Source organism: uncultured Oscillibacter sp. (genome assembly GCF_910579365.1).
GTDB lineage: Bacteria > Bacillota > Clostridia > Oscillospirales > Oscillospiraceae > Oscillibacter.
Window position 1 is genome coordinate 1 of sequence record NZ_CAJTUX010000064.1, and the last position, 14315, is coordinate 14315.

Sequence of the window (14315 nt, forward strand, 5' to 3'; positions counted from 1 at the left end):
CGAGATCGAGTAATGTGACTGGAGTTCAGACGTGTGCTCTTCCGATCTGCTGGGGGCGGCCCTGGGGGGCCTGCTGGCGGCGGAGACCGTCAAGGTGGTTCTCTATGTGGTGGTCCTTCTCTCCGGCGCCGCCATTGCCATACGGGAGCTCCGGCCCCAGAAGGGCCCGGACAAGGAGAGCTCCTTTCCCAAGCCCCTGCCGCTTCTGGCGCTGGGCTTTGCCACAGCCCTGCTCTGCGCCCTCTCCGGGGCGGGAGGGCCGGTGCTGGTGATGCCCCTGCTGGTGGCCATGGGCGTGCCCGCCAAAATGGCGGTGGGCGTGGCCCTTCTGGACTCGGTCTTCATCGCCCTGCCCGCCATCGCGGTCTACGCGAGCCGCTGCGAGACGCTGTCCGGCCTGGCGCCTGTGCTGCTGGCGGCGGTTTTGGGCCACGCCGCCGGCGTCTTCGCGGGCAGCGTCACAGCCGCCCACGTGCCCCAGTCCCTGCTGAAACGGGGCGTGGCCATATTCTCCATCTGCTTTTCCCTGTTTATGCTGCTGAAATGAAACGGGAGGTTTTTTACCATGCCTGACAATCTCCGCTGCGATCTGCTCCTCATCAACGCCCGCTATCTCGCCCCGGACATGACCGTGGTCTCCGGGAAGTCCATTGCCGTCAGGGACGGACGCATTCTGGATATCGTGGATCAGGACCAAACCGCCTATCAGGCGGAGACCGTCCTCTCCGGCTCCTCTCTCCTCTGGATGCCCGGCCTGGTGGACGGCCATCTCCACACCAGCCAGCAGCTCCTTCGGGGGCGGCTTCTGGATGAAAAGCCCGTCATCTGGAAGCGGGTCAACGTCCCCTTTGAGAGCCGTTTGGACCCGGAAAGCTCCCGCCTCAGCGCCCAGCTGGCGGCTATGGAGATGATCTCCTGCGGCACCACCGGCTTCGTGGACGCGGGGGGGAAGTATCCGGAGATTTACGCCGGCGTCTATCAGGCGGCGGGACTTCGGGGCCGCCTCAGCGTCATGACCAACGACAACCCCTTCTGCCCCGAGAGCCTCCGGGCCCCCTCCGTCCCGGCGGCGGTGGACCGCCTGCGGGCCATGAAGAGCGCCCTGACCGGCCTTTTGAAGCCCATTTACTCCGTTACCACTCCCACCGCCGTCAGCGAGGAGCTCCTCCGGGCGGTCTTCGAGGCGGCGGCGGCGGACGGCGTGCCAGTGGAAACCCATATGAACGAGTACGCCAGCGAGGTGACGGACTTCATTGAGCGCTATGGCCGGCGTCCCTTCGTCTGGCTGGAGGAGGAGGGCCTGCTGGCCGCCCCCATGACCACCCCCCACTGCATCTTCCTCAGTCAGGAGGAAATCGAGATCATGGCCCGGCGGCAGGTCCGGGTGGCGCACTGCCCCTTCTCCAACTGCGGCAAGGGCGTGCCCCCCACGCCGCAGCTCCTTCACGCCGGAATTTCGGTGGGACTGGGCTCCGACGGGACCGCCCATGGCGGGCTGGACCTCTTCCGGGAAATGCGGCTGTTCCGAGGGGTGATGAACGTCACCCGCGGCGTGGGGACGGCGGATTCCTCCGTCATGCCCGCCGAGGTTCTGCTGTCCATGGCCACCCGAGGCGGCGCGGCGGCCCTGATGGAATCGAACTTAGGGGTGATTCAGCCCGGCGCGACGGCGGACCTCATCGCCCTGGACACGGACGCCCCCCACCTCTGGCCCACCCAGAACCTGGTCCACACCCTGGTGGAGAGCGCCAGCGGCTCCGACGTGCGGCACTCCATCGTAAACGGGAAGCTGCTGATGAAGGACCGGGAGCTGCTGACCGTGGACCGGGAGCGGGTCCGCTGGGAGGCGGAGCGGCTGTTTGCTCAGCAGCCCTGGCTTTCCCGCTGGCAGTAAAGAAAAGAGCTTGTGCGCCCCTTGAAACCGTGTTATCATGGTTCCAAGGGGCGTTTTCCCCACTTATGGCCGCCGGAGGCGGAGATGGAGGGACTGCAATGCGCTATGCCGAGCTGCTGGAGCTGGCCCCGGGACTGCGGGCCTTCACCGCCCAGATCCCCGATGATCTGGATGGCTGTTTTCAGCTTAAAACCTACCCCGCCCACACCCTCGTTCACCAGAAGGACAGCCCTCTGGATCGGATCGGCATCTTGCTGCAGGGGGTCTTCCGGGTGGTGAACGAGTTTGAAAACGGCAATATGCTCATGATTGAGATGAACGAGGCAGTGTCCTTCATCGGCGAGGTAACCCTGCTGGCGGAAGCCGCCACCACTTCCGTAACCATCGAGACGGTGACGGACTGTCTGGTCGCCTCTTTGCCGGTGGAGACCTTCGACGCGTGGCTCCGGCAGGACATTGGGCTGCTCCGGGCCGTCAGCCGCCATGTGGCGGCCAAACTGTACTGCTCCAGCTATAACCGGGGCGAGCGGCTGTTTCACTCCGCCAAATATGTGCTGCTGAAATATCTGGTCCGCCAGACGGAGGAACAGGGGATTCGTACCGCAGGGCAGGCCGTCCTGCACAAAACCCGCCGCCAGATCAGCGAGGAGGTGGGCCTGACGGAGAAGACCATCAACCGCACCCTGACCCAGTTTGCCAAGGACGGCATTCTCTCCATCCAGCGGGGCAAGGCAGCCTTCAGCGCCGAACAGTACCGGCGGGCCCAGCGGGAGCTGAGGGTCTACATGTCCCAGAACAAAAACGGCTCGTTTTCCTGACGGAAGCGGCCGCTCTCAATACGCATACCGGCTGCGGTACGCCGCCAGACACGCTACAGACACCGCGAACATCACCCCTTCCGCGACTGGCGCCGCCAGCCATACTCCGGCGAGCCCCCAAACGCGGGGCAGCAGCACAATGCCTCCCGCCAGCAGGCCGAAGGTCCGCAGAAAGGAAAGAATCGCGGATACTCTTCCGTTGGACAGCGCGGTGAACATGGCGGATGCAAACTGGTTCAGACCGCAGAACAGAAAGCTGTAGGAGAACATCGCAAAGCCATCCGCCGCGATTCGATAGACTTCCGACGTATCATCCGCAAACAGCCGCACAATATAGGAGCCGCCGAACCTGGAAGCCGCAAAGATCAGTACCGACACCGCCGCGATAAACCGTATGCTGATGGAGAAAACCTGTTTCTGCCGGACCTCATTTCCGTTCCCATAGTTAAATCCGATGATAGGGGCTATTCCGATCGCGCAGCCGATATACAGCGTGTTCAGCAGGAATTGGGAGTAAATGATGATGGTGATTGCCGCAACTCCGTCTTCTCCCAACAGGTTCATCATGGTGCGGTTGAAGAGAAATGTTGTGACGGCCGCCGCCAACTGGCTTACCATTTCGGACGAGCCGTTGAAACAGCTTTCCCTGATCACCGCCCATTTCAGCTTCGGCCTTGTGAAAGACAGCGTTCCTTTGCGGTCCGCAAAATAAATCAGCCCGCCAACCGCAGGGATCAGGTACCCAAACCCGGTCCCCAAAGCCGCGCCCCGGATGCCCAGGCCGCAGGGGACAATGAAAATATAGTCCAAAGCGATGTTCGCCGCCCCCGCCAGAAGGGACAGCCCAAACCCGAGGCCCGGGTTCCCCGCCGTCACAAAGAGGTTTGCAGCCAGCGTCTGCAAGACGTTTGCCGGGGCAAACAAGAGCAGCGCCGTGAGATAATCCTTGCAGTAGGGAACCAGCAGGCCGCTGGCCCCAAGAGCACGCACGATTTCCTCAACCCAGACCGTTCCGCCCAGGAAAATGAGAAATCCAACCGCCGCGCCTGTGAGGATCAGCAGCGTGAAATTCTCCTTTGCCTCCTGCTGTTCACCCGCTCCCATATTTCGGGAAACGATGGCGTTCCCGCCCGCCGCAATCATCGTCCCCATCCCCACCGTGATATGGACAACGGGACACACGATGTTGATGGCGGAGAGCGCGTCCGTATTTACAAACTGCGCCACGAAGACGGTGTCCACCATGGTATACAGCCCCATAAACATCATCATGAAGATGGTGGGAAACGCGAAGCGCAGGAGAGATCCTGCGCTCCATTTTTGGTCTAACATATTATGGTCCATAGTCGCTTTTCTCCTCTTTTGGCGGCAGAATGAGCCGCTGGGTGGGATAGCCGAATTCCGTGAGAAGCTCCGCCCCGGCAAAGCCCAGCCGCTTGTATTCCTCCCGCTGCCCCGTATCGGCCCTGTCCCCCTCGCGGAACGTTGTGATGCTGATGGTCCGGCCCGCAAGCAGGCGGCGCGTCAGAACGTCCAGGAACGCCTCTGCCACTCCATACCGCCGGTATTGCGGATGCACCGCCAGAAAATCGATGCTCCCGGTCTGATAGGAAAACGCGGCGGCTCCCATTATGGTGGAACCATCCCGCATAATAAGCGCTTGACGCCGCCGGACGGATTGTTTGATTTGTTCCAGATGGGCGCCTTCCTCAAGGCAGGGAAAACCGCCAACGACAAGGGCGGTAAATTTCATCCAGTCCGGAAGGTCCGCCGGCACGGCGTATGAAATCTCCCGCGTAACCGTGTCCAGAGCCGTTGGGTTCGGGTTCAAGGCAAATCGAAGCTGGAGCGGATAGAAGACTCCGCCCCGCCGGTACTCTAGCGGCGTTTGCTTATACATGGCCTTGAAGACGGAGGCAAAGGCCTGCTGGCTTTCATAACCAGCCGTCAGCGCCACGTCGAGAATCGGCCTTTGCGAAGACGCCAGCAGCTTCGCCGCCTCGGTGAGCCGCCGACGCTGGATATAACCGTGCAAGGTGAGCCCCACCGTGTCCGTGAACATCCGGTGCAGATGGTACTTGGAATAGCGGGCCGCGCTTGCCACCATGTCCAAATCCAGCTTCTCATGAAGATGCCCTTCCACGAAGGACAGCACCGCCGCGACATGCTCAACCGTATAGCCGCTCATGATCTCCCTCCTTTCCCGCTGATTGTACCACAACGGCCCAAGCCGCTTTTCATCATTCTTGCGGTTTTATTATAAGAATTCGTCCGCCGGAACGCAAGCGGAACCAAGGGCGGCAGCGCGCGCATGCGAAATCAAAACTCGCCGGCAGGACACCTCCGGCGGCCCCATGTCCTGGGGCAGTAAGTGTCCCGCAGGGACACAATTGTCTCTTTCCTTTTGACAAAAACGCTGATAAAATTGGCCTATCAACCAACCAAAGGAGTGATGGCATGAACTCGATCGGAGGAAAAATCAGGTGGCTGCGCAAAGTGGCGGGCCTCAGTCAGGCGCAGCTTGCGGAAAAGGTGGGTTCCACCGCCAAGACCATCCAGCGCTATGAGAGCGGAAGCACGCCGGACACGCATACGCTGATGGAGCTGGCGTCCTTTTTCGGCGTCTCCACGGATTACCTGCTGGAACCGGACGCCTCTCCGCTCCGCAGGGAGGACCGGGAACGCAGCCCCTGGCACTCGCATTTCGAGCATTATCTGCGCCGCAAACGAGAGTTTGAAATCGAAGAGGACGCCGCGTATTATTGGATTTATATCAACCACGACGGCAGCTTTGGCGGGCAGAGCTCCTGGGCCGGCTGGGCGGATGAGAGCAAGGGACTGGAAATCCGGAGGCTCCGGCCCGTCAACCCCCAGGCGGCGATCGCGTGGTGCACGGATACCGCGGAACCCCCCATGTTCATCAACAGCGAAGCGGACGTCAAGGTCTTCTGCATGTTTGGGGGACACGCCATCATACGGGCGGATATCTGCGAGAAATATCTGCCGGAGTTTTGCGAGGACTGCGTCACCCCCAATCCGGAGCGGAAAATCATCGAGGCGCTGTGCGGGCAGTCATAAACCGCCCCCGCCCGCAGAATGAGACGCGGCCTTCCGCCCCGCGGGGCCAACGCTCTTTTTTGTCCGGCTGGGACTGGCGGGAAGCAGGATAGTGGAGAGCCAACTCCATCCCGGCGTTTTTTGTATAAATCATCCAGGACTTCCAGGAAGATAGAAGCAGGATACGGAACTCTTTTTGCGGGGTTTATGGCATAATAGAAGCAGAAACCCAAAGAAGGAGTGGATCGGATATGAACCGTTTTTTTGAATCGGACCCGCTCTCCCGCGCCTTTGAGAACAAGCGGCCCCCGACGCTTCTTTACATCACCAAGCAGCAGTTCGGCGGCGAGAAGCACGACCGCCCCATGCACAGCCACGACTCCTTCTGCGAGCTTCTGCTGGTCTACCGCGGGTTCGGCTCCTACGCCATCCGCAACCACTCCTTCCCCATCCAGGAGGGCGACATCCTCTTCTACAACCAGGACGAGTCCCATGAGGTCCGCAGCGTCTCCCACACGGAGATTGGCACCTATTGCTTCGCCTTTTTCGGTTTGCAGTTTGAGTCCCTCCCGGCCAATCACATCATCCCCGGGGACAGTCACCCCGTCCGCTCCTCCGGCACGCAGTTCGATTTCTTGCAGCAGCTTTGTGAGTGCGCCTACCAGCGTCTGGATACCGACGCCGCCGGGAAGGCCCTGGCCCAAAGTCTGGCCCTGTCCTTCCTTCTGATCGCCCGGGAGCTGGACGAGGCCTCCTTCATCCACCCCAGCTCGGAGGACGACATCAAAATGGCGGACCGCATCCGCCGGTATCTGGACGTCCACTATACCGAGCCGATCGTTCTCGCCGACGTGGCCGCCGCCTTCGGGTGCAGCCAGTCCTACGTCTCCCACGTCTTCAAGCGCTGCATCGGCTACTCCCCCATTCAATACGTGATCCGGCGGCGAATCGGCCTGGCCCAGACCTACCTCACCACCACGGATTACACGGCCACCCACATCGCCACTTTGGTGGGCTACGACAACACGAACTACTTCAACACCATCTTTACAAAGGTCGTGGGCATTTCGCCCATGCGCTACAAAAAGCAGTATCTGGAGGCCATGCGGGGCAAGGCGATGCCCTGAACGCGGCCCGCCGGACCCGGGAAGTTCCCCGGCCCGGCGGGCCTTTTTGCATGTTCACAGGGAGGCAAGCACTGCGGCCAGCACCGGCAGCGTGACCAGGGAAAGCAGGTTGCTCAGCACCACGGTCCGCCCCGCCAGCGCCTCGTCCGCCCCATAGCGCCCGGCGAAGGCCCCGGCGGTCAGGGCCGCAGGAGTGGCAAACAGGATGGCGGGAACCGTCAGCGTCACGCCGGAGCAGCCTGTGGCCCGCAGCGCCGGAACCAGCAGCAGCGGGAACAGCACGGTGCGGATCAGGGACAGCCATACCGCCGCCCCGGACCGGAACAGGTCTTTCCAGGACTGCCCCGCCATACGCGCTCCCACGGACAAAAGACACAGGGGAATCGTGATCCCTCCCACCCAGTCCAGCGTCTGGCGCAGAAAACCCGGCAGGCGGACGGGGGAGAGAAACAGCGCGATCCCCGCCAGCGTCGACAGCAGGCAGGCGCTGCCTCGCCACGGCTCCCGCCGGCGGGGAACGCCCCTCTGGAAGAGGGCCGCCCCGTAGGAAAAGGTCACCACATTGTGGACCAGGTTGAAGACCGACGCGTAAAACACACCCTCGCTTCCGCAGAGGGCCTGGATGACCGGATAGCCCATAAAGGCGGTGTTGCCCACGAGAATCAGGTATTGATACAGCCCCAGCGTTGCAGGCGGCAGTCTGGAAAACCGCCGCCACGCCTCCAAACCGGCGGTCACTGCCCCGAAGGCGCAGACGGCAATCCCCAGCAGTTCCAGGCTGGTCTCCAGCGCCTCCGCCGAAAACGCCTTGTCCATGGAAGCGAGAATCATGGCGGGCAGGGTGACACGGACAACCAGCTCGTTGGCGCTTTGCCAGAAGCGCTCCGGCAGCCGCAGCCGCTTCTGGCAGAGCATCCCCAAAAGCAGCACCAGAAAAAGGGCCGAAAGTTTCGCGGAAAGCTCTCCCATGGCGCGCCCCTCCTTTCCGTCCGTCAAAAAGCCAGGGGCATGCCCCTGGCTTTTGGCGGCTGAAGCAAATCAGTTTTTCTTGGCGTTTTTCCGCATGTCGAACACCACGGCGGCAATGATGATGATGCCCTTGCAGACCTGCTGGAGATAGGGGGAGATTTTCAGCAGCATCATGCCGTTTTTCAAAATGCCCATGATGAGAATCCCGGCGATGACGCCGGAGATGCGGCAGACGCCGCCGGAGTGGGAGGTTCCGCCCACAGTGGCCGCGGCGATGGCGTCCAGCTCATAGTTCACGCCCACGGAGGAGTTGCCCGCGCCGGACCGGGCCGCCAGCAGCACGCCGCCCACCGAGGCGCAGAAGGCGCACCAGGTATAGACCTTGATGATGTTCTTCTCCACGTTGATGCCCGCCACCCGGGCCGCCTGATCGTTGCCGCCGATGGCGTAGACGGCTTTGCCAAACCGGGTCTGGGTCAGCATGAAGCCCGATATGCAGGCGAAGAGGATGAAGAGGACGATGATGACGGTGACGGAGGCGCCGGAAATCTGGAACAGCTCAAACTGCGCCACGTTCTTCAGTCCCTGCTTCAGCTCCGGAATGGGATAGGCGTTGGTGTAGAGCTGGGCCAGGGCCCTGGCAATCAGCTGGGTGCCCAGGGTGGCGATGAAGGCCGGGATTTTCGTATAGGCGATCAGAAGGCCGTTGATCACGCCGAAGAAGGTGCCCACCGCAAGTCCGGCCAGAATGGCCACCACTACGGGGATGTCCGGCAGGTTGGGAAACAGCCGGGAAGCGCCGTACTCAAACTTCTGGGCCAGGGAGGCGGTAACCACGCCGGTGAGCGCCACCAGCGCGCCGGGAGAGAGGTCGATGCCCTTGGAGAGGATGCACCACATGACGCCCACGGCCAGAATGCCGGTGATGGACTCCGTGGTCAGGACGCTGACGAGGTTCTTCGCCGTCAGAAAGGTGGGGGAGAGGATGGACATCAGCGCCGCCATAAAGATCAGGACGACCCAAATGGAGTTCTGGCTCATCCACTGTCTGGCTTTGAGGGTTTTGTTCGCGTTCATGGCTTCGATTCTCCTTTCTCATTTCAGGCGCCGGCGGCGCTTCCGACCGTCTGCCCATGGCACAGGGCCATAATGTACTCCGAATTCCACTGGGGGCTGTCCCGCTCCACGATGCCGGTCACCTCGCCCTCGTACATGGCGACGATCCGGTCCGACATACCCATGACCTCCGGCAGCTCGGAGGAGATCAGGATGATGGCCTTTCCCTCGGCGGCCAGCTTGGAAATCAGGGTGTGAATCTCCGCCTTGGCGCCCACGTCGATGCCCCGGGTGGGTTCGTCCATAATCAGCACGTCCGGGTCCGTCAGCAGCCACCGGCCTATCAGCACCTTCTGCTGGTTTCCGCCGGAGAGGTACATAATCAGCTGGTCGATGGAGGGCGTCCGGGTATTCATCGCCCGGACGTATTTCTCCGTGTCCTCGCTGATCTGCCGGTGCTTGAGGGGGAAGCCATAGGCGGACAGATGGGCCAGAATGGTGTTGTCCTTCACGGAGCGGATGCCCACAATGCCGTTGCCCCGCCGGTCCTCGGTCAAAAGGGCGATCTGTTCCCGGATCGCGTCCCGGGGGCTGGCGATTTTCAGTTCCCGCCCGTCCTTCCAAACCGTCCCGCCGTCCTGGCGGCGCATGCCGAAGATGGTCTCCACCGTCTCCGTGCGCCCCGCGCCCACCAGACCGGCAAAGCCCAGAATCTCGCCCCGGCGGACCGTGAAGGAGACGCCCTTTACCTGCTTGCCGGAGCGGAGCTCCCGGACCTCCAGCACCGATTCCCCTATGTCACAGGGAACCTTGGGGAACATGTTGGACACCTCCCGCCCCACCATGCGGGTAATAAGCGCATCCACGTTGGTCTCCTCCGCCAGGTCGTGGCCCACGAAGCGGCCGTCCCGGAGGGTGGTCATTTCGTCGCAGATCTGGAAAATCTCGTCCATCTTGTGGGAGATGTAAATCAGGGCGCAGCCGCCGTCCCGGAGCTTGCGGATGATGGAAAACAGGTGCACCACCTCGTTCTCCGTCAGGGAGGAGGTGGGTTCGTCCAGGATCATCACGTCCGGGTGGTAGGAGACCGCCTTGCAGATCTCCACCATCTGCATCTGGGCCACGGTCAGGTTCCCCATCTTCTCATCGGGGTCGATGTTCAGGTCCATCTCCTTGAACAGCTCGATGGTGTCCGCCCGCATCTTCTTGTGGTCAATGTGGAAGCCCTTGTAGGGCTCCCGACCCAGCCAGACATTTTCCGAAACCGGCCGCTCCAGCACCGGGTTCAGCTCCTGGTGAATCATGGAGATTCCGTTTTGCAGCGCCTCGATGGGGCTTTTGAAGTTGATCTCCTTCCCCTTGAAGCGGATGCTCCCGGACGTCTTGTGATAAATGCCGATCAGGCACTTCATCAGGGTGGATTTTCCCGCGCCGTTCTCCCCCATCAGCCCGTGTACCTTGCCCGGGCGCAGCTTCAGCTCCACGCCGTCCAGGGCCCGCACACCTGGAAACTCCTTCACAATATCCGTCATTTCCAATATGTACTCGCTCACTTCGCACCTCCAACCTTTCTCTCAATTCCACCGGCGACGGCCAAATGCACCTCGGGAAGTCCGCCGCCGTCCGTTTCCTTTATTATAGGTGGATTGCCGCCTCCTGCCCTTCACTATCCTGCTGGGGTTTGCTTCGATTTGCCCATGATAGTTCACAAAAAGCTCCCCGGACTTTTTGTTCACTCCATAATCCTGCATCCCCCGGCACTTTCAAACACGGCTCCCGGTCATTCGCATTCCTATTCAAAATCACTCCTGAAAACCGCACAGGGGCAAAATCCGCCGGAAAACGGCCTCCACAATCTTCCAAAGTCTCCTTCTCACACCCACCGGATTCGGACCGGGCCGCCGCCCCGCACCCGGCGCCGCCGGACCGGGAGGGAAAACAAGAAAGTGAAGCATCCAAACCGCCGCCCCGCATATTTGTTGGAAATTTCCCCAAAACCGCCGCAAGAAGAGGCAGTAATGTGAAGGTTTCCAAATTGGCCAGCCCCTATAATAAACATAACGCTTGACAAACCCGTCCGGCGAAACGAAAATATGAAGAAAAGGAGCAGAAAAATTATGAAAAGAAGATTTGCGCTTTTGCTGGTATGCGTCATGACCATCGGACTTCTGGCCGCCTGCGGCCAGAAGGACACCGCTCCCTCCGACTCCGGCTCCGCCCCTGCGCAGAGCGACAACAGCAGCGGCGGCAGCTACAAAATCGGCTACTCCATGCCCGCCCGGGATCAGTTCCAGACCTCCATGGAAAAGGCCATTCAGGCCAAGGCGGAGGCCGAGGGCATTGAGATCAACATCCTGGACGCCGCCAGCGATGTCTCCGCCCAGATTTCCCACGTCCAGACCTGGGAGGCCGACGGTTATGACGCCGTCATCGTGGGTCTTTGCAACAACGACTCCGCCGCCGACGTGCTGGCCGCCGCTGGGGACATGAAGGTGGTCTTCGTCAACCGCCAGCCCAGCCTGGATGTGCTTCAGGACGGCAAGGTGGTCTATGTGGGCACCGACGAGACCCTCTATGGAACGGAACAGGGCAACTACCTGACAGGCATCTTCCAGAGCGAAGGCAAGACGGACGTGAACATCGCCATGTTCATGGGCGAGCTGGGCCTGGACAACGTGACCAAGCGCACCCAGTCCGCCAAGGACGCCCTGGCCGCCAACGGCATTCACGCCACGTATGTGGAAAACACCGCGAACTGGGACCGCATGCGGGCCATGGACCTGTTCAGCCAGATGATGAACACCGGCGACGTGTATGACGCCGTCATCTGCAACAACGACGAGATGGCCCTGGGCGTCATCGAGGCCATGCAGACCAACGGCAGCAAGGAAATCATCTGCCCCGTGGTGGGCATCGACGCCACTGACGTCGGCTGCGCCGCCGTGAAGGCGGGCACCATGGCCTGCTCCGTCTTCCAGGACCCCGTCGCCCAGGGCGAGGGCACCATCCTCTGCGCGCTGGGCCTTCTCAACGGCACCGAGGTGGAGGGGCTGGTGGACAACTACTACAATATCCAGCCTCAGCTGGTGACGGCGGAGAACGTGGACGACTTCATCAAATAAGCAGTTGCTTCCAAGCATACTTTGCGGGCGGAGCCTCTTCGCTCCGCCCGCCTCCCCTCAAGAAAAACCGAAAGGAAATGCCATTATGGAAATGAGCATCTGCGGCGCGCCCTGCTGTTGGGGCGTGGACGACCCAAAAAATCCCTATCTTCCCCCCTGGCGGCGGGTGCTGAAGGAGGCCGGCCTGGCGGGCTACCGGGCCATCGAGCTGGGCCCCTACGGCTACCTGCCCATTGACGCGGAGGCCGTTTCAGCGGAGCTGGCGCAAAACGGCCTCGCCATCGTCGCGGGGACCATCTTCCACGATCTGCTGGACCCGGCCAATCAGGAGAGCGTCCTGAACGCGGTGGACGATATCTGCACCCTGATTACGGACAGCCGCCTGCCCCGCCTGCCCCGGCACGAGGGGCAGAAGTTCCCCACGCCTTACATGACCGTCATGGACTGGGGCCACGACGAACGGGATTACGCCGCGGGCCACTCGGACCGGGCCCCCCGCCTCTCCGGGGAGGAATGGGCCGGTTTTATGGAAAACGTCCGTGCGGTGTGCCGGAGGGCAAACGAATACGGCGTCCGGCCCGTGATCCACCCGCACGCCGGGGGCTATATCGAATTCGCCGACGAAATCGAGGCGGTGGTTCGGGATATTCCCTATGAGCTGGCCGGCCTGTGCCTGGACACCGGGCACCTCTATTACTCCGGCATGGACCCGGCGGCGTACCTGAAAAAATACGCGAACCGGCTGGATTACGTCCATTTCAAGGACGTCTGCGAGCCGGTCTATCAGCAGGTGCTGGGGGAGCGCATCCGCTTTTTTGAGGGCTGCGGAAAGGGCTCCATGTGCCCCATCGGCACGGGCAGCCTGGACTATCCGGGCATTAAAAAAGCCCTGGAGGACATTGGCTACAGCGGCTATATCACCATCGAACAGGAGCGGGACCCCCGCAATTCCGACACCAGCCTGCGTGATGTGAAGGCCAGCGTGGACTATCTGAAATCGGTAGGCTATTTGATTTGAGGAGGACAGCAGCATGTATTACGGCGACAAGCGCGTAGAAAATCCCATCCGCTGGGCCATGGTGGGCGGCGGCGTCGGCAGTCAGATCGGTTATATTCACCGCTCCTCCGCCCTGCGGGACTTCAACTTCCAGCTGGTGGCCGGGGCCTTTGACATCGTTCCCCAGCGGGGCAGGGAGTTCGGAGAGAAACTGCACGTGGCCCCGGAGCGGTGCTACCCCGACTATAAGACCATGTTCGCCGAGGAGGCCAAGCGGCCCGACGGCATTCAGGCCGTAACCATCGCCACGCCCAACAGTCTGCACTACGAGGTGTGCAAGGCCGCCCTGGAGGCGGGACTTCATGTGGTCTGCGAGAAGCCTTTGTGCTTCACCTCCGCCGAGGCGGAGGAGCTGAAGGCCCTGGCCAAGGCAAAAAACCGGGTGGTGGGCGTGACCTATGGCTACTCCGGGCACCAGATGATTCAGCAGGCCCGGCAGATGATTAAAAACGGCGACCTGGGGGAGATTCGGGTCATCAACATGAGCTTTGCCTTCGGCGGCTACAACGAGAAGATCGAGGACCGGGTCCCCGCCGCCAAGTGGCGGTTCGACCCCTCCAAGGCGGGTCCCTCTTTTGCCCTGGGCGACGTGGGCACCCATCCGCTGTACATTATCGAAGCCATGATTCCGGACCTGGAAATCGACAGTCTGATGTGTACGAAGCGCGCTTTTGTGGAGGGCCGCCAGCTGGAGGACAACGCCTTTGTCATCATGAATCTGAAGGGCAGCCGCTCCATTCAGGCGGGCGCTCAGGTCTATTGCTGGGCCAGCTCCATCAACTGCGGCGCGCGGCACTACCACAAAATCCGGGTGGTCGGCTCCAAGGCGTCCCTTGAGTGGGACGACGAGCGGCCCAACCAGATGAGCTATGAGGTGGAGGGCGAGCCGGTCCGCATTCTGGAGCGGGGCGCGGGCTATCTCTATGACGAGGCCCGGGTGGAGGACCGCATCGGCGGCGGCCATGCCGAAGGTCTCTTCGAGGCCTGGGCCAACCTTTACCGCCGTTTCGCTCTGGCCATGGCGGACGCCGACAAGGGGGAGTATTCGGATTTCTGGTATCCCGACGTGAAGGCTGGGGCCCAGGGAATCAAATGGATTGAGAAGTGCGTGGAGTCGGCGGACCACGGCGCCGCCTGGGTGAAGTATGGTACGACATGATTTTGGAAAGGAGCGCTTCCAATGAAAATCGCCTTTGACGTTGACGTTCTGGCCAA

Annotated in this window: 12 protein-coding genes; 7 read left to right on the plus strand and 5 right to left on the minus strand. The window is 61.5% G+C overall.

The window, feature by feature from the left end:
* Positions 1 to 565: 565 nt before the first annotated feature.
* Both QZ329_RS12400 and QZ329_RS12405 read left to right on the plus strand, forming a co-directional pair.
* A complete protein-coding gene (locus QZ329_RS12400; protein WP_295753056.1) occupies positions 566 to 1894 on the plus strand; it encodes an amidohydrolase family protein in 1329 nt (442 codons plus the stop codon).
* 98 nt (positions 1895 to 1992) lie between these two features.
* Positions 1993 to 2712 (plus strand): Crp/Fnr family transcriptional regulator, encoded by a 720-nt coding sequence (locus QZ329_RS12405; protein ID WP_295753058.1) that lies wholly within the window; start codon positions 1993 to 1995, stop codon positions 2710 to 2712.
* Positions 2713 to 2727: 15 nt separating this feature from the next.
* Here the strand turns inward: QZ329_RS12405 and QZ329_RS12410 are convergent, their stop codons facing one another.
* Both QZ329_RS12410 and QZ329_RS12415 read right to left on the minus strand, forming a co-directional pair.
* Entirely contained in the window at positions 2728 to 4056 is a 1329-nt protein-coding gene (locus tag QZ329_RS12410) for an MATE family efflux transporter (protein ID WP_295753060.1), read from the minus strand.
* Complete coding sequence (locus QZ329_RS12415) at positions 4046 to 4900, minus strand: GNAT family N-acetyltransferase (RefSeq protein WP_295753063.1); 855 nt, start codon at positions 4898 to 4900, stop codon at positions 4046 to 4048. The genes QZ329_RS12410 and QZ329_RS12415 overlap by 11 nt, the downstream gene beginning before the upstream one ends.
* A gap of 269 nt (positions 4901 to 5169) precedes the next feature.
* Between QZ329_RS12415 and QZ329_RS12420 the strand changes: the two genes are divergently transcribed.
* The gene (locus QZ329_RS12420; RefSeq protein ID WP_295753065.1) at positions 5170 to 5790 is read left to right on the plus strand and encodes a helix-turn-helix transcriptional regulator; all 621 of its coding nucleotides are present in this window, start codon (positions 5170 to 5172) and stop codon (positions 5788 to 5790) included.
* A 230-nt stretch (positions 5791 to 6020) separates the two neighbouring features.
* The gene (locus QZ329_RS12425; RefSeq protein ID WP_295753067.1) at positions 6021 to 6896 is read left to right on the plus strand and encodes an AraC family transcriptional regulator; all 876 of its coding nucleotides are present in this window, start codon (positions 6021 to 6023) and stop codon (positions 6894 to 6896) included.
* A 54-nt stretch (positions 6897 to 6950) separates the two neighbouring features.
* Here QZ329_RS12425 and QZ329_RS12430 read toward each other — a convergent pair whose 3' ends face one another.
* From QZ329_RS12430 to QZ329_RS12440, 3 genes are all read right to left on the minus strand, one after another.
* Positions 6951 to 7865 (minus strand): AEC family transporter, encoded by a 915-nt coding sequence (locus tag QZ329_RS12430; RefSeq protein ID WP_295753069.1) that lies wholly within the window; start codon positions 7863 to 7865, stop codon positions 6951 to 6953.
* Positions 7866 to 7934: 69 nt separating this feature from the next.
* Positions 7935 to 8942 (minus strand): hypothetical protein, encoded by a 1008-nt coding sequence (locus tag QZ329_RS12435; RefSeq protein WP_295753071.1) that lies wholly within the window; start codon positions 8940 to 8942, stop codon positions 7935 to 7937.
* A 23-nt stretch (positions 8943 to 8965) separates the two neighbouring features.
* Positions 8966 to 10474, minus strand: coding sequence for a sugar ABC transporter ATP-binding protein (locus QZ329_RS12440; RefSeq protein ID WP_295753073.1), 1509 nt, complete (start codon positions 10472 to 10474; stop codon positions 8966 to 8968).
* Between the two features lie 564 nt (positions 10475 to 11038).
* Between QZ329_RS12440 and QZ329_RS12445 the strand changes: the two genes are divergently transcribed.
* The 3 genes from QZ329_RS12445 (at position 11039) to QZ329_RS12455 (ending at position 14259) form a co-directional block, all read left to right on the plus strand.
* On the plus strand, positions 11039 to 12043 hold the full coding sequence (locus QZ329_RS12445) for a substrate-binding domain-containing protein (protein WP_295753075.1): 1005 nt from the start codon (positions 11039 to 11041) through the stop codon (positions 12041 to 12043).
* 85 nt (positions 12044 to 12128) lie between these two features.
* A complete protein-coding gene (locus QZ329_RS12450) occupies positions 12129 to 13061 on the plus strand; it encodes a TIM barrel protein (protein ID WP_295753077.1) in 933 nt (310 codons plus the stop codon).
* Positions 13062 to 13074: 13 nt separating this feature from the next.
* The gene (locus tag QZ329_RS12455) at positions 13075 to 14259 is read left to right on the plus strand and encodes a Gfo/Idh/MocA family oxidoreductase (protein WP_295753080.1); all 1185 of its coding nucleotides are present in this window, start codon (positions 13075 to 13077) and stop codon (positions 14257 to 14259) included.
* Positions 14260 to 14315 lie beyond the last annotated feature (56 nt).

Bases quoted from the DNA above. Each gene is read 5' to 3' on its own strand.
- QZ329_RS12400 (WP_295753056.1), top strand. From the start codon at position 566: ATGCCTGACAATCTCCGCTGCGATCTGCTCCTCATCAACGCCCGCTAT.
- QZ329_RS12405 (WP_295753058.1), top strand. From the start codon at position 1,993: ATGCGCTATGCCGAGCTGCTGGAGCTGGCCCCGGGACTGCGGGCCTTC.
- QZ329_RS12410 (WP_295753060.1), bottom strand. From the start codon at position 4,056: ATGGACCATAATATGTTAGACCAAAAATGGAGCGCAGGATCTCTCCTG.
- QZ329_RS12415 (WP_295753063.1), bottom strand. From the start codon at position 4,900: ATGAGCGGCTATACGGTTGAGCATGTCGCGGCGGTGCTGTCCTTCGTG.
- QZ329_RS12420 (WP_295753065.1), top strand. From the start codon at position 5,170: ATGAACTCGATCGGAGGAAAAATCAGGTGGCTGCGCAAAGTGGCGGGC.
- QZ329_RS12425 (WP_295753067.1), top strand. From the start codon at position 6,021: ATGAACCGTTTTTTTGAATCGGACCCGCTCTCCCGCGCCTTTGAGAAC.
- QZ329_RS12430 (WP_295753069.1), bottom strand. From the start codon at position 7,865: ATGGGAGAGCTTTCCGCGAAACTTTCGGCCCTTTTTCTGGTGCTGCTT.
- QZ329_RS12435 (WP_295753071.1), bottom strand. From the start codon at position 8,942: ATGAACGCGAACAAAACCCTCAAAGCCAGACAGTGGATGAGCCAGAAC.
- QZ329_RS12445 (WP_295753075.1), top strand. From the start codon at position 11,039: ATGAAAAGAAGATTTGCGCTTTTGCTGGTATGCGTCATGACCATCGGA.
- QZ329_RS12450 (WP_295753077.1), top strand. From the start codon at position 12,129: ATGGAAATGAGCATCTGCGGCGCGCCCTGCTGTTGGGGCGTGGACGAC.
- QZ329_RS12455 (WP_295753080.1), top strand. From the start codon at position 13,075: ATGTATTACGGCGACAAGCGCGTAGAAAATCCCATCCGCTGGGCCATG.